The organism is Ruegeria sp. D1(2025) (genome assembly GCF_056536425.1).
The window spans coordinates 868,192-888,982 of the sequence record NZ_JBQFPO010000001.1 but is presented as its reverse complement, the minus strand read 5'-3'; the positions used below and the strand labels follow the sequence as shown (position 1 = coordinate 888,982).

Genomic DNA, 20,791 nt, shown 5'->3' with positions numbered 1-20,791 from the left:
CATGCTAGGCGGCGCGCGATAGATTTCGGCGCGGGTCCGCGTCATATAGTAAGGAGAGGCCGACATGGCACTGGAACGCACATTCTCGATCATCAAACCCGATGCAACCCGCCGCAACCTGACTGGCAAGATCAACGCCAAGTTCGAAGAAGCCGGCCTGCGCATCGTTGCGCAAAAGCGCATCCACATGACGAAGGAACAAGCCGGCAAGTTCTACGAAGTACATGCCGAGCGTCCGTTCTATGACGAACTGTGCGAATTCATGTCGTCGGCTCCGGTTGTTGTTCAGGTTCTGGAAGGCGAAGGCGCAATTGCAAAGAACCGTGAAGTCATGGGCGCAACCAACCCTGCAGACGCAGCAGCTGGCACCATCCGCGCCGAGTTCGCTGAATCGGTTGGCGAAAACTCGGTCCATGGTTCGGACGCACCTGAGACAGCAGCGGTTGAAATCGCTTACTTCTTCTCGGGTATCGAGCTGGTCGGCTAAGCCACCACTTTGGTGAACAGATTAGGCCGCCTCCGGTTTCGGGGGCGGTTTTTTTTGTTCAAACTGGCTTGAGGTCATTCGACGTGATGCGCACTCCGATGGCGTCGAGGTCCGAAACCAACTTCGATTGCGGGGCGGTCTTTGTATTGGCCTTGATCGCATCGAACCTTTGACGCAGCGCTTTCTTTTCCTCGCCTTTGCAATCGTTCCAGGGGCGGCCCTGCAATCCCATGACAAGTACATAGTAGCCAATGAAATGCGGTCGTGACCCTGCGTGAAGCAGCCGGGCATACGCCGCGTCGGCCCCCAGTTCGCGCAACTCCTGCGCCGAATGAATTCCAGCGCGTGCGCATGCCTGTTCAAAGGCAGGGCCGAGGTTGCGGATGGATGAAACAGGATCTGACATGCCCAAGTCTTATCTGGACGCCGCGATGCTGTCATCCGGTTGATGGAGTGTCGCCGGCCTGAAGGATAACATTGACGCAATGCTTGCCTGATCACCCAAGCTACGGTTTCATGGTGCCATATTGCCGTGCAGTCTCCGATGTTGGAAAATCAAGGAAACCGGTAACAATCGGTAGCCGAATACAATGTCGCGAAAGCCGGGTGATCGAAGAAGTGAGTGAGACAGAAATCATGGAAACTTTTTTGATCGATGAGCCCCGCGTGCCTCTCAAGGACCGACCCTGATGGTGCAACTGGCCGGAGTGTACGTTGTTGAAGGGAAATTTGACCCGCTTGCGTTCAACAAGGGCCTGAAAGGGCTGGCCTTACGGGTTGAAGGTGGGACTCCGCCGCAGTCCTTCAACTGGCTGGATTGCCACGATCAATCGCTCAGATCAGCGGGGTCGATCTTGCTGGAGGTCGGCGAAACACTGCGGCTTTTGCAGGGTAATGCAGAATTTCCGGTTCAGAAGGGCGCAGGCACGGGAAAGTTCGTTCAGGACCTGCCGGACGGTCCGGTACGTGATGCATTGAACGGATTTCCAAAGCTGCGTGCATTGATGAACCTTGGTGCAGGAGATTTGGAAATCCAGGAATTTGCCGCAGTTGACGATTTGGAAAAGACGCGTGTGCGCGGCGAACTGATTTCGCTGAAATCCGAAAACAGGAAGGCGACCCTGGTGCGAGTTCGTTCCCTGCGCGGATATGAACCCGCCTATGAAACGATCTGCGCAGCATTGCAGGAAATGGCCGGGGACGAAGGCGGTCTTGATGTCGTTTACCCCATTCTGTTCCCTGAAACGCCCCCGTATCAATCCAAACCTATCGTACTATTGGGAAAAGAAGAGCCTTCAATCGAGGTTGCAGTGGATCTGATGCGCACCTTTCTGGCTGTTGCGCGGCGGAACGAAGCGGGTGTTATTGCCGACATTGATACCGAGTTTCTTCACGATTACCGCGTTTCGTTGCGGCGTGTCCGCTCGGTTCTCAGCCTGTTCAAAGGGGTCTTTTCAGCCGCGCATACGAATGCCCTCAAGCGGCAATTTTCCGACCTTATGGCCCCGACCGGTCGGCTGCGGGACTTGGATGTGTACCTTTTGGAAAAGGATATGTATTTCAGCTTGATACCGCCCAATCTTCATGACGGTGCCGAGGCCATGTTTCGGCAATTCCAGACAGAACGTGCGCAGAAACTTTCAAGCCTGTCCCGTCGGTTCCGCAGTGCAGCCTATCAAAAGCAGATGGATGACCTTGCGGCGCTGCTTGCAGCTCCCCAGTCTTTGCAACCCGGGCCCAACGCCGAATGCGGCGCTTATGAATATGCTTGCGCCCTGATCTGGAAACGCTACCGCAAGGTTTGCAAAAGGGCGCGGCGTATATCCGCCATGACCCCGGATAAAGCGGTCCACGATCTCAGGATCGACTGCAAGAAACTCAGGTATCTTATGGAGTACTTTGCACCACTTTTTGATGCAAAGGCATTCAAGTCGATCATCAAGCCATTGAAAAAGTTGCAAGATAATCTGGGGCGTTTCAATGACTGTTCAGTCCAGCAGGACGCGCTGCTAGGGTTTGTGACTAAACAGTCGAACACACAAGGCCGGGTGGATGCCCAAATGGCCTTGGCCGCTGGTGGGCTGATTTCGGTGCTTGATCAGCGGCAAAAGTCCGAACGGGATCGTGTGATCGCCAATTTCAACCATTTTGACAGCCCGGACATCCGGCATCTTTTCCGCAGCTTGTTTCATCATAAGGGGGACTGAGGATTGAAAACCATTGCCTGCTACAGCAACAAAGGTGGTGTGGGAAAAACCGCGACCTCGGTCAATCTTGCCTATGCTTATGCGCGTTCGGGTCAAAACGTGCTGCTGTGTGATCTGGATTCCCAAGGGGCGTCAGGGTTCTACTTGCGGGTAAAGCCGTCAAAGAAGCTGACCGAGGCACGATTCTTCGAGGATGTGGAACGGTTTACCAAATCGATCCGCGCCAGCGACTTTGACCGGTTGGACGTCCTGCCTGCCAACCTGACCTATCGCGATTTCGATGTTTTTCTGTCGCGAATGAAAAACAGAAGATCCCGGTTGAAGAAAGCCCTGGTTGCGGCGGGCAGTGACTACGATGTGGTCATTCTGGACTGTCCGCCAAACTTTTCGACATTGTCCGAGAACGTATTCAAGGCTGCCGATCAGATTGTCGTTCCGGTTATTCCGACGACCTTGTCGGAACGGACATTCGATCAGCTAATCGGTTTTTTTGAACAGCAAAAACTGCCCAAGAAGAAACTGAAGGCCTTCTTTTCCATGGTGCAACGGCGCAAAACCCTGCATCTGGAAACGATGGATGGAATGCGAAAGCTGTATCGCAAGAGGTTCATGAAAACGATCATTCCCTTCGCAGCCGATATTGAACGCATGGGTAAGCACCGCGCGCCTGTCAGCGTTTATGCGGGCTCGAGCGTGGCAAGTCGGGCCTACAAGGCACTGTTTGACGAGTTGGAGGCCCTGACATGAGCACGGAAATCGAACGTAAGTTTCTGGTGGCTGAACGGCCTGATCTGACAGAAACGCGCAAGGCCTTGGTGCGGCAGGGCTATCTGACTGCGCCAGACGATTCCACCGAACTGCGGTTGCGTCAGAAGAACGACGTTCATTACCTGACACTGAAGGGAAAGGGTGCAATGGTGCGTGTGGAAAGAGAGGCTGAAATCACACTCGAACAATTCGACACCTTCTGGCCCGAGACCGAAGGCCGCAGGATCGAAAAAGAGCGCTATACCGGGGAGTTGCCGGATGGTCGGGTGTTTGAGCTGGACGTGTTTCTGGGCGATCTTGCGCCCTTGTCTCTGGTCGAGGTCGAGTTCACATCGGAAGCCGAAGCAGAAGGGTTCAGGCCGCCAAGCTGGTTCGGTACAGATGTGACCGGGGACAAGCGGTATAAAAACAAGATGATGGCGATTGACGGGATTCCCGATTAACCCTTTCGCGCCAGCGTCAGTGTTGCTTCAAGCCCCGGATTGCAATTGCGTGCCGAGAATTTGCCCCCATGCATGTGCGAAATCGCCGCGACCAGCGCCAGACCCAGCCCGGAATTGCGCTCGGTGCGCGCGGGATCAAGCGTGACGAATGGCAGTTGCAAACGGGGCAGGTCCTCGGGCGGAACACCGGGGCCCTGGTCTCTGACGCCAAGAAGAACGTAATCCTTTATTCCGGACAGGTTTATCGTTATTTCAGACCCTTCGGGCGCGTATCTCATCGCGTTTTCGAGTAAGTTTGACAAAGCTTGGGACAGAAGCGGTCGATGCCCCTGAATGGGCTTTGCTTCGCCGGATACTACAAGTCGGATACCCTGGTCCGCCGCGACAGGCTCGTACAGATCCACCACGTCGCCCACCAACTGTTGCAGGTCAACTGTTTCGAACTGTTCCCGGCCCAGACCGGCCTCGGCGCGTGAAATCTCGGTCAACTGACCCAAAACCCGCAAAACGTGGTCGATTTCACCCGTCGCGCGGGCGATGTCGACTTCTCGGTCCAGATCACTCTTGCCGGGATCGGTTAAGGCTTCGATCCTTTGCCGAAGCCGCGAAAGGGGCGACCGCAAATCATGGGCAATCGAGTTTGATGTCGTGCGCAGGTTGCTGATCAGTTCTTCGATCCGGTCCAGCATGTTGTTCAGGGTGCCTGCGACCTGATCGAATTCATCCCCTGTGCCGCGAATAGGAATGCGGCGGCTCAGGTCGCCGGACACGATGTTGTCCGCGGTGTCCGCAACATCCTTGAGACGGGAAAACACCAGCCGGGTTAACAACCATCCGGTCAGCAGGCTCAGGAGCAGTGCAATGGCCAGGGCGAGCGCCACTGATTGAAACAAAACGCGGTCGAATTGCTGTCTGGCGGACGCGTCCCGACCAACCAGAAGCCTTTCGCCGCCGGGCAGCCGGACCGATGCCGCCGAAATCGGAACAAACTGATTGGATTCGGTTTGCCGCACCTGAAGATCGACCCAGCCGCTGCCTGCAGTCACATCGTCGGGCCATTTTGCGAGATTACCGGCAAGAGGTGTCCCAAACCTGTCTGTCAACAAATACAAAGCGTCGCGTTCCGCGGCGTTCGCAAGACGGCGATCAATGGCTGATATCAATCCGATCATGCCGCGTCTGTCGTATTCGTCCGCCAGCCCGGTCAGCTCGGCGGTTACGACAGACCGGGTTTCGCCTTCGATCGTTCTGTTTGCCGTCAAATAGACCAGTCCCAGAACGGTCGCAGTCAGCAATGTGCTGAGAATCATGCTGGCCAAAACAAGCCGCGTACGCGAATTTCGCAGGGACAGTCGCAGGTTAGCCATCAGAAATCATGTAACCGGCCCCCCGGACAGTTTCAATCAGGGGCTGGGCGTCGCCTTCATCCAACTGACGGCGGAGTTTTGAGATATGGACATCGACGACATTGGTATTGGGATCAAAGTGGTAGTCCCACACGCCTTCCAGCAGCATGGTGCGGGACACCACGCGGTTCTTGCGGCGCAGGAAGAATTCCAGGATCTGGAACTCGCGCGGGGTCAGGGAAATTTCACGACCGTCGCGCGTGACCTTGCGGGTCAACAGGTCCATTTCAAGGTCCCGGCAGTTTAGCGTCGGGTTTTCTTCGGCTTCCTGAGGGCGGCGCAACAATGCCTCAATCCTTGCATGCAGTTCCTGAAACGAGAATGGCTTGACCAGATAATCGTCGGCACCGGCGCGCAAGCCCTTGACGCGCTCGTCAACGGCGCTCATGGCGGTCAGCATCAGTACGGGCGTCTTCAACCCGGCGGCGCGCATGGATTTGATCAGAGACAGCCCGTCAAGACCCGGCAGCATCCGGTCAAGGACGACAGCGTCAAATCCTCCGTCAGTTGCGTGATACAGCCCCTCGCGGCCATCGGCCGCAGTTTCGACAACATATCCTTCTTCGCCAAACCCCTTGGCGATAAAGTCCCGCGTCTCTTCGTCATCTTCGACGATCAGAAGGCGTCTGCTCATGATCGAGGTTCCTTTCTGCCGGGATTTAAACACAAATTTCAGATAAAGCACATGCCGGGTGCGACCAGGCACACCCGGCAGTGCCGGCAGGCTGCGGACAATTCAGACCCGCCGGCGAGGCGCGCGCCAAATTTCCCCATCACGTGGCACGCGCATGTCTCAGATCAGGCGATTTCGACCGCGACGAAGATCTGGTTGCCGCCGCGATTGATCAGAACCAGCGCGGGATCAGTCTTTTCGCTGTCCAGCGCCGCCTTCAGGGCCTCCGGAGTGATGGTGTCCTGACTGCCCAGTTTGACGATGACGTCACCGCGCCGAAGCCCTGCTTTTTCAGCCGGGCTGTCCGGCGACATGTCGGTCACAACGACACCTTCGACGGATTGGTCAACGCCCATTTCGGCCCGCGCGGTATCTGTCAGCGGGGCAACTGTCACACCAAGGGATGTACCGGACAGGGTCTCGTCAACCGCCTTGTCGGGTTCCGCCGATGCGGACTGATGCTGTCCGATGGTCAGTTTGACCTGTTCCTCCTTGCCGTCGCGCAACACGGTCAGCGTGCTGTCCGTGCCGACCTTGGTCGTGCCGACCAGAAGCGGAAGCTCGCTGCTGGAATCGACGCTCTGGTCATTGAAGCTGAGGATCACGTCGCCCTGCTGCAGGGCGCCTTCCGCGGGGCTGCCGGGTACGACATCCGACACAAGTGCGCCTGCTGACGACTCGATCCCCAATGCGGCCGCGAGTTCGGGGCTTACGTTCTGGATCGAGACACCCAACCAGCCGCGGCTTACCTGACCATCATCCAAAAGGTCGGCGGTGATGTGTTCGACGATATTCGAGGTTACGGCAAAGCCCAGACCGACCGAGCCGCCGCTGGGTGAGTAGATGGCCGAGTTCACGCCGATGACTTCGCCTTCCATGTTGAACAGCGGGCCGCCCGAGTTGCCTTTGTTGATGGCCGCGTCCGTCTGGATGAATTCAGCATATGGCCCTTGCGAGATGTTGCGGCCTTTGGCCGAAACGATACCGGTGGTCACGGTCGAATGCAGACCGAACGGATTGCCGATAGCGACCACGTCTTCACCGACGCGGATTACTTCACTATCGCCCATCTTGACGGCCTGCAGGTCCTCGCCCGCGTCGATTTTCAGAACGGCGATATCGGTCAGGGGGTCTGTCCCCACGATCTCGGCTTCGAAGGTTCGGTCATCGCTCAGACGGACCGTAACCGTGGCGGCATTGTCGACGACATGGTGGTTGGTGACGATGTAGCCGTCCTCATCCAGCACAAATCCCGAACCCAGCCCCTGGGTCGGGCCGCGTTGGGGGGCGTCGAAACCTTCAGGCATGCCGAAGCGCTTGAAGAACTCACCGAACGGGTGGCCTTCGAAATCAAACTCTTTTCCCTGAACCGGGGTAGGGGCGGCCTGTTGTTTGGCGATAATGGTCACGACCGATGGCGAAACGGATTCGACCAGGTCTGCCAGGGCTTCATCGGCCAACGACGGCAGGGCGGTCGAGGCCAGCATGGTTGCGCCCAGGGCGCTGGCGCCGATCCAGCCAGACGTTCGTGGCAAAAGAAGCGAGGATTTTCGGATGCTCATTTAGTTCTCCTGTTAACATCACGCGGTTACACCCGCGCGTTGAGACAGAAGATGCCGCTTCAGGTTTGGGCTTTCATGATCGCGAGATTAAGAAATCTTAATTCAGCCACATTCGGGCCTTCCTTTGTTACCAATCAGGTCAACCGATACCGGTCGTGAAAAGGGATCGCAGCTCACGAATCGGTGTATTGTTGCCAAAATCGCTGTCAATGGATGAAAACTGGTGAATTGAATCTGTTTGGTAAACAAAGGGGTCGCGCAAAGTTGTGCGGATCAGTAAATCGCTTTCAGGTTGTGAAGAGATATTATCTACTGACTAGACCTGAGTGTAACGCATTTTCTTTTTGCCGTTATTGATCACTCCAAGCAATCATAAAACATCGGTTTGTAACTTGGCCATAAGAGCGTAATCGCGTTAAGGTTGAGCTTCAATAAGCGAGATGTTGCGCAAAAACTACCTGAATTCCTCGAAATTTACCGTTTCTTCCAATTTTAGATTGTTTGAAAGGGTCGGATAAGCGACGATGAAATTGTCCAAGCGAGGGGGAGCCAGAAGCACTAGGGGGTGCTGAAGGCTTACTCAGTACCAGAAGCGCTGAGCGGCATGTTAACGAGGGGGTCTTGTTTAGGTTCGGCAGCGTAATACCCGATAGCCTTGTAAGGTGGTTGGGTCGCGCTTTTGGAATTGGTGAAAAGTGGTAGTCTTGCTTTTGGGCAACCGGCCCGGTCGACAACGACCGGGCCGCGTCTATTTCGGGGGCCGTGTTCTGTGCCACTCGTCCCAGTCTTCTGGTGTATCCAGATCCAGCAGCGCGTTGCGTCCGGGCAGGCGGTGTAGATGAACCCTGTTGGAATTTGCACGCACAACGGATTGCGCGCCCTCGTCGCCCTTGAGCTGGCTCAGTAACGAAAAAAGCTTGTGGTCGAAAATGACAGGGTGCCCCGGCTTTCCGTTTTCTGCTGCACCACGCCAGATCAGGTTGTCCGGATGAGCTGTGACACAGGCCGCGACCGCCTCCAGATCATTGCCTGTTAATTCCGGAAGGTCCGCCAGCAGAACCATGACGGCTTTGGCTTCGGCTGGGATTGCGGCCATGGCACCGCGCAGGCTGGCGTTCATGCCTTCATCGGCATCCGGGATTTCCACCGCATGAACATCGAGTCCCTTTAAGGCCCCGTAACGCGCATGCGGGGCGGGAGGCAGCGCAACAAAGACCGGCCCGACTGCCAACGCAGCCCGGGCCGAGCGGCGCAACAAAGGGATGCCATCGACATCCTGCATCAGCTTGTCCGTACCGCCCATGCGGCTGGATTGCCCAGCGGCCAGAAGAATGACGGGTATTTGAATCATTCCGCCATCATGCTGGGGCTGCAGCCCCGAGTCATCCCCGCATCCGCGCACCATCCGCATCGAACAGCGGTTTTGAAATCATTTGTGCCTTGCGCATCTGGCCAAGTATTTCGATTTCAACTTCAAGTCCGTCGTGGACACGGTCGGTGGGCAGGAACCCCAGTGCGATGGACTTGTCTGCGTAATGTGAATACCCGCCGGATGTGCAGAACCCGACAACTCCGTTGTCCAGCCAGATCGGCTCGTACGCGTTTACATCCGTGTCATCCGCATCGACTTCAAAGGCTACAAGTTGGCGTGTGACACCGGATTCCTTTTCGCGTTCGGCCGCAGCGCGGCCAATGAAATCAGCGTTTTTTGCAAACGAGATGAACCGATCCAGTCCGGTTTCCGCAGCAGTGTAATCCGGTGAGAACTCACGCATCCACGAGCCGAAAAACTTGTCCAGGCGCAGGCTCATCATGGCGCGCATGCCAAACGGCACCATTCCAAATGATTGCCCGGCCTGCCACAAGGTCTGCCACAACTGTCGTTGGGCCATCGGGTCGCAGAACACCTCGTACCCCAGATCGCCGGTATAGCTGACCCTCTGAACAATGCAGTCGGTCATGCCCACCGTCATGCGGCGGACATCCATGAACTTCAGGCCTGATACGTCGTCCCGCGTACAGGCTGCCAGAACATCGCGGGCCAGGGGGCCTGCAACCTGAAATCCGTTCAGGCGATCGCTGATGTTTTCAATCTCGACATTTCCGGTTTGGTTCTGCCGGAACCAACGCATGTGAAACGCCTGGCTGCCGTAAGAGGCGGTCAGTTGAAATTCTGTTTCACCCAGACAGGAAATGGTGAAATCACCGATCAGTTTTCCTTTGGGAGAAAGCATCGGAGACAGGGACAGCCGCCCGGCTTGCGGAATTCGTCCCGCCATGATCCGGTCCAGCCAGGCCCGGGCATCAGGTCCCGTGACGCGGTATTTTCCGAAGTTGTGAACCTCGTTGATACCTACGGCTTCACGAACCGCGCGCACCTCGCGGCCAGTGGCCTCGAATGCGTCAGAACGACGGAAAGACGGGGTTTCGTAGTCCGGTTCAACGCCTTGCGCAAAGTAGTTGGGAACTTCCAGCCCGAATTGCTGCCCCCAGACCGCGCCCATGTTGCTGAAAATGTCATACATCGGAGTGGTTCGGTTTGGACGCGCAGCGGGCAGTTCCTCGTTCGGGTAGGCGACGCTGAACCTTTTCTGATAGTTTTCAATCACCTTCGGGCGGGTGTAGCCGGGGCTTATCCAATCGCCAAAGCGGGCAACGTCCATGGCAAAGACGTCCCGTTCGGGTTCGCCTTCGATCATCCACTGCGCCAGCGTCAGGCCAACGCCACCGCCCTGGCTGAATCCGGCCATCACGCCACAAGCTGACCAGTAGTTGCGCATGCCCGGCACCGGCCCGACCAGAGGGTTCCCGTCAGGTGCAAAGGTGAACGGGCCGTGGATCACGGATTTCACGCCCGCTTCGGCCAGAACGGGGAAGCGTTTATAGGCAAATTCGATACTGTCAGTGATTTTGTCATAATCATCGGGCAGCAATTCGTGGCCGAACTCCCACGGGGTTCCATCCACGGCCCAAGGCTTGCAGGGCTGTTCATAAAACCCAATACACAGGCCGCGTCCTTCCTGCCGCAGATAGCTTTCGCCAGCGGGGTCCATCACATGCGGGTGTTCGCCGCCTGCGTCAATGATTGCTTCGATCTGCGGGATCGAGTCGGTAACGAGATACTGATGCTCCATCGGATGCAGCGGGAAATAGATACCCGCCATCGCCCCGACCTCGCGGGCCCACAAGCCGCCTGCGTTGACAATGTGTTCGGCGTGGATCGTACCCTTGTCGGTGACGACATCCCATGTGCCGTCAGGCCGTTGCCGGGTTTCCCGAACCATGCAATGGGTTTCAATCGTGGCCCCGCCCATCCGGGCCGCCTTGGCATAGGCATGGGTCGTACCGGACGGGTCAAGATGCCCGTCGAGCGGATCATACAGCGCGCCGATAATGCCTTCGGTGTTGGTGATCGGCGCAATCTTGCGGATTTCATCGGGGCCAACGATTTCAGTGTCCAGCCCCATGAACCGGTGCTTGGCCCGTTCAGCCAGAAGCATGTCAAACCGGTCCTGATTATCGGCAAGCGTGACTCCACCCACGTGATGCAGCCCGCAGGACATGCCTGTGATCTCTTCCAGCTCTTTGTACAGGCGGATGGTGTAGCCCTGAAGGGCAGCCATATTGGTGTCGCCGTTCAGTGTGTGAAACCCCCCGGCCGCGTGCCAGGTGGATCCGCTGGTCAACTCTGACCGTTCCAGTAGCATAACATCTGACCACCCAAGTTTGGTCAGGTGGTACAGGACCGAGCATCCGACGACACCGCCGCCGATCACGGCAACCCGGGTTGTGAGATTCATGATTTGCTCCACAAGGTTTTATGCCAGTCTGTATCGGCGGGCAGGGGATGCAACGCCAAATACGACATTGGGTGTCGCTTGGGCGCGCAAACAATCGATTGCGTTGGGAGGCCGGACTCCTGCGGCTGGCTGCTATAGCATCCTGCTTCAGAGTGGGCGGATCTTCAGCCCGGTGATCCGGTTGCCTTCCCGCGCGGTGACTTCAAAGCGGAACCCGTGGAAGGAAAAGACCTGTCCGACCGTCGGGATCATCTGCGCCTCGTGAATGACCAGACCGGCGACGGTGTTGGCCTCTTCGTCGGGCAGGGTCCATTCCATCGCGCGGTTGACGTCTCGGATCGTCATCGCGCCTTCGACCAGAAACTGCCCGTCATCGGTCCGGGTGATGGCAATTTCTTCGTCCAGATCGAACTCATCCGCGATTTCGCCCACGATCTCTTCAAGAATGTCCTCAAGCGTGATCAGGCCGCGGAGCGAGCCGTATTCATCGACAACCAGTGCAAAATGACTGTGCATGCGCAGGAATTCCCGCATCTGATCGTCCAAAGTAGTGGTTTCGGGAACGAAATACGGATCGGTGGCCACCTTGGAGATGTCGAAGGACTTCAGCCGGTCTGTATCGCCATCATGTCCGCCCACCTGGGCATACATGGCGCGAAACAGATCCTTGGCGTGCACGACGCCGACAATGTTCTCGGGCTCGTCGCGGAAGACGGGCAAGCGGGTGTGCGGGCTTTCCAGACATTGTTTCAAAATTTTCTCGGGCGCGTCGTCCGCATCGATCATTTCGATATTGGATCGATGCAGCATTATCTCTTCCACCGCGCGATCGCCCAGATCAAGCGCGCCCAGAATGCGGTCCCGGTCTTCTTTTTCGACGACGCCTTCGGAATGTCCCAGATGCAGGGCGCCCGCGATTTCTTCGCGCACGGCAAGGATGTTGCTGTTGGGGTCAATCTGAACGCCAAACAGGCGCAACACGCCGCGCACCAGCAGACGCACCGCCGCGACGACAGGGGAAAACACCGTCACCACGATTCCGATGATAGGAGCCACCGCGGCGGCTGCTTTTTCCGCGTTCGTGATGGCATAGGTCTTTGGCAGAACCTCGGCAAAGATCAAAACCAACAAGGTCATCACCAGCGTTGCCAGCGCCACACCGCTTTCACCGAACAGTCGCGTAAAAAGTGCCGTTGCCAGCGAGGCGGCAAGAATATTGACCAGATTGTTGCCCAGCAGAACCGAACCGATCAGGCGTTCATTGTCGTCGGTAATGTCCAACGCTTTTTGCGCACCGCGTGATCCCTTGTCGGCTTGTACCCGCAGCTTGCCGCGGGATGACGCGGTCAATGCCGTTTCGGATCCCGAAAAGAAGCCTGACAGAACAAGCAAAAATAGGATTGCGCCGGTGGTGAACCAAAAAGCGCCGTCGATCAGTGAAGAAGTGGGTTCCATTGTTCTTTATTGTTGATGCGGTTGCGATTGTTATGGGGGTGCCACCCCTCCGGATCAAGGGTTTAGCCCTTGTTGTCCGGGTCTTTCGCCAGCGGGTGATGCTCCAACACCAGTTCTGACAGGCGTTCGTCCAGAACATGAGTGTAGATTTCCGTGGTCGCCACATCCGCATGACCCAGCAAGGTCTGGATCGACCGAAGATCTGCGCCATTGGCCAAGAGGTGGGTGGCAAAAGCATGGCGCAGAGTGTGCGGTGTGACCTTTTCGGGCGAAACACCGCCCTGAACCGCCAGTTCCTTGACCAGCAAAAAGAACCTGTGCCGTGTCAAATGGCCGGACTTGCCCCGGGACGGGAACAGAAACCGGGATCTTTGCCCGCCTTTCGCGACCGTTTGGTCTTCGGCCTCGTCCCGCAGGGGCAGCCATGCCGCCAACGCATCGCGGGCAGGCGGGGACAGAGGCACCATCCGCTCTTTCCCGCCTTTGCCCAGAACCAGAAGCATGCGCGGATCGCCACGCGCCGATGAAACCGGCAGCGAGACCAGCTCGGTCACGCGCATACCCGTGGCATAAAGAAGCTCCATCAGGCAGGTATTGCGAACCCGATCCGCGACACTGCGCCCGGTTTGGCGTGCAGCGTCCAGCAGCCTGTCGACCTCGGGTACATCCAGCGTTTTGGGCAATCGTTTGGGCCGTCCGGGACCCTTGATCTGAATGGCCGGGTTGGTGTCGCGCCAACCTTCCTCGAAGGCGAACCGGTACAATTGCTTGATGGCCGATAATCGCCGCGCGCGGGTCGAGCGGGACAACCCCTGCGCATCGCAATCAATCAGATAGGCTTCGATCCGGTCCCTGTCGGCGTCGGCGAAACTCGAGGACCGGCGCTCCAGCCAGGCCGCAATATCTTTCAGATCGCGCCCATAGGCCAGCAAGGTGTTGGTTGCCGCCCCAAGCTCGGCCGCCTGAGCCTGTAAGAAGGTGGAAATCCACAAGTCCTGAGTGGCCGGGGATGCCATTCTCAAACTCCTTGAAGGATCAGTAACTGAAGCGCCGCGCGACGGGCTGTATCTTCAAGTCCGACGCGGCGCAAAGCGGCGATGGCAGCGGTCAGGTCCACAAGATTTCCGCGTGCACCATGGGCAAAGAGGGTCATGGCCTCCAGAATGGCCTCGCCCAGCTGATCATTGGCCAGCAAGGTTTCGATGTCGGATGGGATTGGTGCGGCCCAGACAAACCCCTCGGCAACGGCGTCTGCAAGTGGAGATGGTGATTTGGCACGACCGGGATCACCTTGCGCCAGTGCTGCCAGAAACTGTGTTCCTTGTTCCGTTTCCGGTATGTCAATTGCAGCGGCTTCGTACAATTCAGACAAAAGCAGAATGCGCCAGCGCAAGGCTTCGGATGCTTCATCTGGCAGCGTAACCCGTGACAGCCGTTCGGCGAACAGTTCGGCAAAAGGAACTTCCAGCCCGATGTCGTGCATCTGGTTCCAGACCGTCAGCAGGGCTTCGGCAATGGAGTCGGGGTTCCCGGTTTCAAGCGCGCTTTCAAACCGTTGAACAGCCGCAACCCGATCCCAGACCGCGCCCGAGGCCGCAGGTTTGCGTTCGGTATAAAGGCCAAGCAACTGATTGGGGGTCAAAGCGCCGATTCTCGTCAAACGTTCGGCTGCCTCGATCTGGGCTTTCCAGCCTGCAACATCGCGCAGGTCCGCGTTTGCAAATGCTCGGGGCAAAGGGGCCGAGGGCAAGCGTTCGCCAATGGCTTCAAACAGCCGGAAACTCAGCGGATCGGGGTTTTCAGGCTGCGGCAGATAGGCGGCCCCTTCAAACAGTTCAGGGCTAAGGAAGCGATCAAGAACCGCCAGATCTTCGTCGGGCAGAATTTGCAACGCATGCGCGGCTTCCAGTGTCAGCGCGGCCGAGACCCAGTCTCCGCGGCGCGCCTTGCAGAAGATTTGAGCAGCGTAGTCGGTCGACAGATAAGGCTGTGCAATCAAAGCGGTGCAGCTGCGGTCCTCGTCGCCGGTCAGAAGTGTGGCGTCAAACCAACGCTGAAATCGCGCTTGGCTATCGGTTGGTCCGGCAAGCTGAACCAGAGACTGGGCAGGATCAGCGGCCCCCAATTGCATCAGCCGGTCCAGGCGGGCCAATAACAGCGTTTCTTCCGCTTCTGGTCCCGAGGGCGCCCGCGCTTCAGATAGCAGCAGGGTGAACAGCAACCTTTGCATGGCTGCATTGTATTTGACCGGAACATCCGCAATCAGCTCGGCCAAACGATCTGGATCGCTGTTCTGCCACAGATCGACGGGCAGCCCGGTGACCGATGATGACACGAGGCCCAGCGGTTGCGACAAAGCCTCGAGCGGTGTGACCTGGACGTCGGGCTGAATGCCGGTCTGGGTAACCGGGGGTTCCAGCAGAACTGTACCTGGCAGGTTTTCGGGCGGATCGGTCAACCAGTCAATGGCCGAGAGAGGTTCCTGTTGCGCTTGCGCCGTACCAGCCAGAACCAGCAAAACCGCCGCTGCTTTAATTCGCATCCAAATCAACCGGTTCGCGTATTTCACTTTGCGGGGCAGAGAAGTCCGCGCCGAAGTAGGGGCCAACATAGGTATAGGCGACCAGCCCGATGAAACTCAGGCAAATGATATATATAACGAACTTGATCAAGCGGCCCATGGCTCAACGCTGCCTCAATTTTTGATTTTGACCAAGTTATAACTGGCAATTTTCACAAGATCACGTCATTCACGGTGAAATGAGCGAAATTAAGCATAACACCCGCACGGTTGACCCGTCAGCAGGCTTTGCACTGCACAAAACGGTTGTTTTGGTGGGAATGATGGGTGCAGGAAAGACGGCCGTGGGTCGCGCCCTTGCTGCGCGGCTTGGCGTGCCCTTTCTAGACAGCGATGCCGAAATCGAATCGGCGGCGAATATGACGATCCCGGAAATCTTTGAGCGCGATGGTGAATCCTTTTTCCGGACCAAGGAAAGCCAGGTCATCGGGCGTCTTCTGGATGAGGAAAAAGGCATCCTCTCGACCGGCGGTGGCGCATTTTTGTCGGGGGATAACCGACGGATGATCAGCGAACGTGGGGTGTCGGTCTGGCTGCGCGCCGATTTGAATGTGTTGTGGAACCGTGTCCGGCACAAAGACACGCGCCCCTTGCTGCGCACGGCTGATCCCCACGCGACCTTGCGTGCCCTGTATGAAGATCGCGTGCCGGTCTATGCGCAGGCTGATCTGACCGTTGTTTCGGACGGCGAAATTTCGATCGACAATATGGTGAACCGGGTAATCGAGTCTTTGATGACGCGCCCGGACGTTCTGGAACAAAAATAAATGCATCAAACCGTAAATGTGGAACTTGGAGATCGGTCTTACGACGTTGAGATTGGACCTGATCTGTTGGCGAAGTCCGGTGAGTTTATCGCGCCCTTGCTGCATCGGCCAAAAGTGGCGGTTCTGACGGACGAGAATGTCGCCGCATTGCATCTGGATGGTTTGCGCGATGGGTTGCAATCTGCAGGCATCAGCATGAGCGCGCTGGCACTGCCCGCCGGCGAGGCGACAAAAAGCTGGCCTCATTTTGAACGTGCGGTCGAATGGCTGCTGGCGGAAAAGATCGAACGGCGCGATGTCGTTGTCGCCCTCGGCGGCGGCGTCATTGGCGATCTGGCCGGATTTGCCGCTGCGGTGTTGCGGCGCGGTGTGCGGTTCGTGCAGATCCCGACCTCGCTTCTGGCGCAGGTCGACAGCTCGGTCGGTGGAAAAACGGGCATCAACGCACCCCAAGGCAAAAACCTGATTGGCGCGTTTCACCAGCCCTCACTGGTGCTTGCGGATACCTCGGTCTTGGGCACCATGACACAGCGGGACTTTCTTTCGGGCTACGGGGAAGTGGTAAAATACGGCCTGTTGGGCGATGCCGCGTTCTTTGAGTGGCTTGAAACGAACGGGCCTTCGGTGTCGTCGGGCGATATGCAGGCCCGCGTGCATGCCGTTACCCGGTCCGTCCAGATGAAAGCCGACATCGTTGCGCGCGACGAGACTGAGCAGGGTGATCGAGCCTTGCTGAATCTTGGTCATACGTTCTGTCACGCGCTAGAGGCAGCAACAGGATACTCGGACAGGCTTTTGCATGGGGAAGGTGTCGCTATTGGGTGCGCCCTGGCTTTTGAACTGTCCTCGCGGCTGGGGATATGCTCGCAGGAAGATCCCAGCAGGGTGCGGGCGCATCTTCGGGCGATGGGGATGAAAACGGATCTGGCTGACATTCCCGGTGAATTGCCGGGGGCCGAGGTGTTGGTGGATCTGATGGCGCAGGACAAGAAGGTCATTGATGGACAACTGCGATTTATTCTGGCGCGCGGGATAGGTCAGGCTTTTGTGACCTCTGATGTTCCGCGCGATGCGGTCCTGTCCGTGCTTGAGGATGCTCTTTCAATCAGTTGATTGTAAGTTGCTTTCAGCGACCGCGCAGAACCATCAGCTCACCGATATTTTCGCGTGTGATATACCCAATCATGCGTCCACCGGCAGTTCGGACGGCAATTGCGGGTGCGCCTTTGTGCAGACCATCCAGAACGGTTTCCAGGCCACTGGTCAATTGAACCGACGGAATATCCGTCTCCATAATCGAAGTGGCAGGGTCTGATCTGGGACGTTCTCCCTCAAGAGCGGCAAATAGGCGGTTGCGGGTCACGAACCCCAGCAGGGTTCCGTCGGCTTCAATCACCGGAAACTCGTGCTGCGTGGTATGAATGACGGCCTGCGCCGCGGTGTCGAGCGTATCGACGGGCGAAAGCGGATGAAATTCGGTGATCATTGCGTCACGCGCCAATACCCGCCGGGCCACAGACCGCATTGCAACATCCTGACTTTCCGCGTTGGCCGCGATAAAAACAAAGACAGCTATGAGCACCAGAATGGGGTTGCCTGTATTCAGGCCGAGAAAGCCCAAACCAATCGCCACAACTTGCCCGCCCATTGCTGCGACGCGGGTGGCTTTGACCCGGTCCATCTTGAGGCATAGCAGAGCCCGGAAAACGCGTCCGCCATCCATCGGAAATGCCGGGATCATGTTGAATGCAGCAAGCAGGAGATTGATATAGGCCAACCGGTTCAGAAGTCCGATATGGACCGAGTCGATCTGGGCCATCGTTTCAATGGGCATGCTGGCCCCAAAAGTGACGAGCACAAACCAGATCACGATATTGACCGCCGGCCCGGCCAGCGCCACCCAGACCTCTTGCATAGGCTTTTCCGGCATGCGTTCAAGCCGGGCAAGGCCACCGATGGGCAAAAGGGTTATGTCGGGGGTTTTGATGCCGAACCGCCGCGCCATAAGCGCGTGCCCGAACTCGTGCGCCACCACACAGGCAAACAGCAGCAGGACAAAGATGATGTTTTGCAGGGCTGCGTTCCATCCACCCTGCGCATAGGCCGCGAACCCGATCCAGGCGAGCAAGAGGAAGAAGGTGACATGGACCCTCAGTTCGGACCCGAGCAGCCGGCCGAGAGAGAAGGACCATGTCATGATATGTCTCCGCTATGCTTAGAACGGAATCTCGTCGTCGTCGATTCCGCCTGATGCAGCGGCCGGTGCGCTGGACTGGCCGCCGTAGGAGTCGCCATAGCCTCCGCCGGCCTGACCACCGCCATATACACCTGACTGACCGCCGCCGCCGCCTTCGCCGCGTCCGTCAAGCATCGTCAGTTCGCTGCGATAGGGGCGCAGAACCACTTCGGTCGAGTACCGGTCCTGACCGGATTGGTCCTGCCATTTGCGGGTTTCCAGCTGGCCTTCGATGTAAACTTTGCTGCCCTTCCGCAGATACTGCTCGGCGACGCGAACCAGCGGCTCCGAAAAAATAGCGACTGTGTGCCATTGCGTCCGATCCCGGCGTTCCCCGGTATTACGGTCTTTCCATGTTTCGGACGTGGCGATGCGTAGGTTGCATACCTTACCACCATTCTGAAATGACCTAACCTCAGGGTCGGCACCGAGATTGCCGACCAGAATGACCTTGTTGACTGAACCCGCCATGTATTTCCCCGTACTGTTCTGACTTGATCGCGCCCGAATCTGGCGCCTGTGTTCCTGAGCGACCCTATACGGACTGCGATCTGGTTGAAACCGAGTTGATGGTTACAACACCCGGCGGGAAAACTCTCAGGATTTGTTTACCAAGCTTTCATTATTGGCTGGAATACCTATACTCCGGCAGAGTTTTGAGTGAGCAGGATAAGCATAAATGCGGTCTATGATTGGTGGCTTCTTTGTTCTGGGCCTGTTGCTGGCGTCAGTTCCAGCCAGTGCGCAGACGTTGTCCAGCAAAAGCCGCAAGGACATATTCCTAAAGCAGGCCAAAGTCCTGGATAGCAGATCCGCGACCCAGTACCGCGGGTCCGAGCGGCTCAAACCGAAATCCGCCCAGGGGAAATTCAACAAACGTTATACCGGCAAATACCGGGGGCAATATCTGGCGCTGGCCCGCGACGCTGCGCGCAAGCACAGTATCCCCGAAGACCTTTTCCTGCGGCTGGTGCAGCAGGAAAGTGGCTGGAACCCGACTGCGAAGTCCCACAAGGGGGCGCTTGGGCTGGCGCAACTCATGCCACAGACCGCCAATCTGCTGGGGGTTGATCCGCTCGATCCAAAGCAAAATCTGGAAGGTGGCGCGCGGTACCTGTCGTGGCAATATCGCAAGTTCAAATCCTGGCCGCTGGCTCTGGCGGCGTATAACGCCGGCCCCCTGGCCGTGGAAAAGCACGGTGGAATACCGCCTTATGCGGAGACCCAGAACTACGTGAAGGTGATTTGGGGCGGCTGAAACGACCTCGCTGCACTGCGGAGGGGCGGTTTCTTGATCGCCGGGTTACGGTCAGCCTAACCTGAGAGGGAAAGCTCCATCACCAACGAGGCATCCGATGCCATACAATCGCCCGGACATCCCGCAAGGTACAATGGCCAATTGGCAGCGGTTGGTGGATCTTGTGGCGCAGCTCGCCGATGTTCCGGCCAGCCTGATCATGAAGACGGATGCGCCCGATCACAGGGTTCTGGTCACGTCCGAACACCCGCAAAACCCCTATCCCGTCGGCATGAATTTTCAACTGCACCCGAAGCTGTATTGTCAGGGCGTCTTCGAACGCGACGGTGAACTGGTTGTCGAGGACGCGACATGTGACCCGGTCTGGAACGAAAATGAAGACCTTGAACACGGCATGTCCTTTTATATCGGGTTGCCGCTGAAGTGGCCGGACGGCGAGATATTCGGAACGATCTGCGTGCTGGACCGCCACCGCAACCGCCGCGCGCTGCTTTTCCGCGAGGGATTGATCCAGTTCGCCCGCATGGTCGAAGCTGATTTGGCTTTGTTGCAGGAGGTTTATCTGCGCCGCGCGCTTGAGGCGAAACTGAATGAGACGCTGGCGCAACTGGAAGACAGGGTTCAATCCCGCACGAAAGAACTGCGAGAGACCAACACAGCCCTGCGCGTTTTGTTGTCCAGCCTCGACGACGACCGGAAGAACCGGGACCAGAAGATTGTCGAGCAGGTTCGGGCCATGGTTCTTCCGTATCTGCACAAACTGCGCGATCATCTGAACGCAGAAGGCGCATCTCACGCGTATCTGGATCTTGCCGAGGATAATCTGAAACAGATCACCTCGGATATCTCTGACAAGTTGTCGGACGCGTTTTCGATCATGACACCGACAGAAATTGAAATCGCCCAGCTTGTTATGACGGGAAAGACCACCAAGGACATAGCCAAGGTTCTGTGCCGCGAAACTTCGACTATTGATTTTCACCGAAACAACATTCGCAAGAAACTTGGCCTAGAAGGCCGCGATCAGAACCTGCGCAGCCATCTGCTCACGATTTCGTGAAGGTTGAATATGGGGAACGCCCCCTTATTACCCCCCGATATTTCTCGTCTGAGAATGGATACCTTTGCTTGTTAGCCTGCCTGTGAAG

At 57.3% G+C, this 20,791-nt stretch carries 20 protein-coding genes; 8 read left to right on the top strand and 12 right to left on the bottom strand.

The genetic code is table 11. From position 1 onward, the window contains the following. The first annotated feature begins 64 nt into the window (after nt 1-64). The gene (gene ndk / locus ACR1XU_RS04515) at nt 65-487 is read left to right on the top strand and encodes a nucleoside-diphosphate kinase (RefSeq protein ID WP_155143779.1); all 423 of its coding nucleotides are present in this window, start codon (nt 65-67) and stop codon (nt 485-487) included. Between the two features lie 58 nt (nt 488-545). Here the strand turns inward: ndk and ACR1XU_RS04510 are convergent, their stop codons facing one another. After that, entirely contained in the window at nt 546-893 is a 348-nt protein-coding gene (locus tag ACR1XU_RS04510) for a TfoX/Sxy family protein (protein WP_170616287.1), read from the bottom strand. Nucleotides 894-1,176: 283 nt separating this feature from the next. Here ACR1XU_RS04510 and ACR1XU_RS04505 point away from each other — a divergent pair, with 283 nt between their 5' ends. From ACR1XU_RS04505 to ACR1XU_RS04495, 3 genes are read left to right on the top strand one after another with little or no spacing between them, the layout of a single operon-like run. Then, nucleotides 1,177-2,694 carry a CHAD domain-containing protein gene (locus ACR1XU_RS04505; protein WP_480908896.1) on the top strand — a complete coding sequence of 506 codons (1,518 nt, stop codon included), beginning with the start codon at nt 1,177-1,179 and terminating at the stop codon, nt 2,692-2,694. Between the two features lie 3 nt (nt 2,695-2,697). After that, on the top strand, nt 2,698-3,441 hold the full coding sequence (locus ACR1XU_RS04500; protein ID WP_480908897.1) for a ParA family protein: 744 nt from the start codon (nt 2,698-2,700) through the stop codon (nt 3,439-3,441). Further along, on the top strand, nt 3,438-3,905 hold the full coding sequence (locus tag ACR1XU_RS04495) for a CYTH domain-containing protein (protein WP_480908898.1): 468 nt from the start codon (nt 3,438-3,440) through the stop codon (nt 3,903-3,905). Before ACR1XU_RS04500 ends, ACR1XU_RS04495 begins: the two co-directional genes overlap by 4 nt. Here the strand turns inward: ACR1XU_RS04495 and ACR1XU_RS04490 are convergent. The 9 genes from ACR1XU_RS04490 to ACR1XU_RS04450 all read right to left on the bottom strand — a co-directional run bounded on the left by ACR1XU_RS04490 (nt 3,902) and on the right by ACR1XU_RS04450 (nt 15,482). Then, the gene (locus ACR1XU_RS04490; RefSeq protein WP_480908899.1) at nt 3,902-5,272 is read right to left on the bottom strand and encodes a sensor histidine kinase; all 1,371 of its coding nucleotides are present in this window, start codon (nt 5,270-5,272) and stop codon (nt 3,902-3,904) included. The two genes, ACR1XU_RS04495 and ACR1XU_RS04490, sit on opposite strands and share 4 nt — an antisense overlap. Then, complete coding sequence (locus tag ACR1XU_RS04485) at nt 5,265-5,945, bottom strand: response regulator transcription factor (protein ID WP_170616300.1); 681 nt, start codon at nt 5,943-5,945, stop codon at nt 5,265-5,267. The genes ACR1XU_RS04490 and ACR1XU_RS04485 overlap by 8 nt, the downstream gene beginning before the upstream one ends. Nucleotides 5,946-6,109: 164 nt before the next feature. Then, nucleotides 6,110-7,546, bottom strand: a complete 1,437-nt coding sequence (locus tag ACR1XU_RS04480; RefSeq protein WP_480908900.1) for a DegQ family serine endoprotease — start codon at nt 7,544-7,546, stop codon at nt 6,110-6,112. A 748-nt stretch (nt 7,547-8,294) separates the two neighbouring features. After that, nucleotides 8,295-8,897: a nucleotidyltransferase family protein gene (locus tag ACR1XU_RS04475; protein ID WP_480908901.1), complete on the bottom strand. Its 603-nt coding sequence runs from the start codon at nt 8,895-8,897 to the stop codon at nt 8,295-8,297. Nucleotides 8,898-8,928: 31 nt separating this feature from the next. Continuing rightward, nucleotides 8,929-11,346, bottom strand: coding sequence for a GcvT family protein (locus ACR1XU_RS04470; protein ID WP_480908902.1), 2,418 nt, complete (start codon nt 11,344-11,346; stop codon nt 8,929-8,931). 147 nt (nt 11,347-11,493) lie between these two features. Then, nucleotides 11,494-12,801 carry an HlyC/CorC family transporter gene (locus ACR1XU_RS04465; protein WP_170616307.1) on the bottom strand — a complete coding sequence of 436 codons (1,308 nt, stop codon included), beginning with the start codon at nt 12,799-12,801 and terminating at the stop codon, nt 11,494-11,496. Between the two features lie 62 nt (nt 12,802-12,863). Then, entirely contained in the window at nt 12,864-13,817 is a 954-nt protein-coding gene (locus ACR1XU_RS04460) for a tyrosine recombinase (protein ID WP_170616310.1), read from the bottom strand. A 2-nt stretch (nt 13,818-13,819) separates the two neighbouring features. After that, nucleotides 13,820-15,343, bottom strand: coding sequence for a hypothetical protein (locus ACR1XU_RS04455; RefSeq protein WP_480908903.1), 1,524 nt, complete (start codon nt 15,341-15,343; stop codon nt 13,820-13,822). After that, nucleotides 15,333-15,482, bottom strand: a complete 150-nt coding sequence (locus tag ACR1XU_RS04450) for a hypothetical protein (protein WP_170619029.1) — start codon at nt 15,480-15,482, stop codon at nt 15,333-15,335. Before ACR1XU_RS04450 ends, ACR1XU_RS04455 begins: the two co-directional genes overlap by 11 nt. Before the next feature lie 79 nt (nt 15,483-15,561). On the opposite strand from ACR1XU_RS04450, the gene ACR1XU_RS04445 reads away from it, so the two are divergent. Next, nucleotides 15,562-16,149 (top strand): shikimate kinase, encoded by a 588-nt coding sequence (locus ACR1XU_RS04445; RefSeq protein WP_170676786.1) that lies wholly within the window; start codon nt 15,562-15,564, stop codon nt 16,147-16,149. After that, entirely contained in the window at nt 16,150-17,262 is a 1,113-nt protein-coding gene (gene aroB, locus ACR1XU_RS04440) for a 3-dehydroquinate synthase (RefSeq protein ID WP_480908904.1), read from the top strand. Between the two features lie 13 nt (nt 17,263-17,275). Here the strand turns inward: aroB and ACR1XU_RS04435 are convergent, their stop codons facing one another. Further along, the gene (locus ACR1XU_RS04435; RefSeq protein ID WP_480908905.1) at nt 17,276-18,346 is read right to left on the bottom strand and encodes a site-2 protease family protein; all 1,071 of its coding nucleotides are present in this window, start codon (nt 18,344-18,346) and stop codon (nt 17,276-17,278) included. Between the two features lie 18 nt (nt 18,347-18,364). Continuing rightward, on the bottom strand, nt 18,365-18,856 hold the full coding sequence (gene ssb, locus ACR1XU_RS04430; protein WP_480908906.1) for a single-stranded DNA-binding protein: 492 nt from the start codon (nt 18,854-18,856) through the stop codon (nt 18,365-18,367). Between the two features lie 208 nt (nt 18,857-19,064). Between ssb and ACR1XU_RS04425 the strand changes: the two genes are divergently transcribed. Beyond that, the gene (locus tag ACR1XU_RS04425) at nt 19,065-19,643 is read left to right on the top strand and encodes a lytic transglycosylase domain-containing protein (RefSeq protein WP_170616321.1); all 579 of its coding nucleotides are present in this window, start codon (nt 19,065-19,067) and stop codon (nt 19,641-19,643) included. A gap of 97 nt (nt 19,644-19,740) precedes the next feature. After that, nucleotides 19,741-20,703, top strand: a complete 963-nt coding sequence (locus tag ACR1XU_RS04420; RefSeq protein ID WP_480908907.1) for a LuxR C-terminal-related transcriptional regulator — start codon at nt 19,741-19,743, stop codon at nt 20,701-20,703. Nucleotides 20,704-20,791: the final 88 nt, after the last annotated feature.

Bases quoted from the DNA above. Each gene is read 5' to 3' on its own strand.
- ACR1XU_RS04460 (WP_170616310.1), bottom strand. From the start codon at position 13,817: ATGGCATCCCCGGCCACTCAGGACTTGTGGATTTCCACCTTCTTACAG.
- ndk (WP_155143779.1), top strand. From the start codon at position 65: ATGGCACTGGAACGCACATTCTCGATCATCAAACCCGATGCAACCCGC.
- aroB (WP_480908904.1), top strand. From the start codon at position 16,150: ATGCATCAAACCGTAAATGTGGAACTTGGAGATCGGTCTTACGACGTT.
- ACR1XU_RS04495 (WP_480908898.1), top strand. From the start codon at position 3,438: ATGAGCACGGAAATCGAACGTAAGTTTCTGGTGGCTGAACGGCCTGAT.
- ACR1XU_RS04455 (WP_480908903.1), bottom strand. From the start codon at position 15,343: ATGCGAATTAAAGCAGCGGCGGTTTTGCTGGTTCTGGCTGGTACGGCG.
- ACR1XU_RS04490 (WP_480908899.1), bottom strand. From the start codon at position 5,272: ATGGCTAACCTGCGACTGTCCCTGCGAAATTCGCGTACGCGGCTTGTT.
- ACR1XU_RS04485 (WP_170616300.1), bottom strand. From the start codon at position 5,945: ATGAGCAGACGCCTTCTGATCGTCGAAGATGACGAAGAGACGCGGGAC.
- ssb (WP_480908906.1), bottom strand. From the start codon at position 18,856: ATGGCGGGTTCAGTCAACAAGGTCATTCTGGTCGGCAATCTCGGTGCC.
- ACR1XU_RS04420 (WP_480908907.1), top strand. From the start codon at position 19,741: ATGCCATACAATCGCCCGGACATCCCGCAAGGTACAATGGCCAATTGG.
- ACR1XU_RS04435 (WP_480908905.1), bottom strand. From the start codon at position 18,346: ATGACATGGTCCTTCTCTCTCGGCCGGCTGCTCGGGTCCGAACTGAGG.
- ACR1XU_RS04450 (WP_170619029.1), bottom strand. From the start codon at position 15,482: ATGGGCCGCTTGATCAAGTTCGTTATATATATCATTTGCCTGAGTTTC.
- ACR1XU_RS04445 (WP_170676786.1), top strand. From the start codon at position 15,562: ATGAGCGAAATTAAGCATAACACCCGCACGGTTGACCCGTCAGCAGGC.
- ACR1XU_RS04465 (WP_170616307.1), bottom strand. From the start codon at position 12,801: ATGGAACCCACTTCTTCACTGATCGACGGCGCTTTTTGGTTCACCACC.
- ACR1XU_RS04470 (WP_480908902.1), bottom strand. From the start codon at position 11,346: ATGAATCTCACAACCCGGGTTGCCGTGATCGGCGGCGGTGTCGTCGGA.
- ACR1XU_RS04475 (WP_480908901.1), bottom strand. From the start codon at position 8,897: ATGATTCAAATACCCGTCATTCTTCTGGCCGCTGGGCAATCCAGCCGC.
- ACR1XU_RS04425 (WP_170616321.1), top strand. From the start codon at position 19,065: ATGCGGTCTATGATTGGTGGCTTCTTTGTTCTGGGCCTGTTGCTGGCG.
- ACR1XU_RS04480 (WP_480908900.1), bottom strand. From the start codon at position 7,546: ATGAGCATCCGAAAATCCTCGCTTCTTTTGCCACGAACGTCTGGCTGG.
- ACR1XU_RS04505 (WP_480908896.1), top strand. From the start codon at position 1,177: ATGGTGCAACTGGCCGGAGTGTACGTTGTTGAAGGGAAATTTGACCCG.
- ACR1XU_RS04510 (WP_170616287.1), bottom strand. From the start codon at position 893: ATGTCAGATCCTGTTTCATCCATCCGCAACCTCGGCCCTGCCTTTGAA.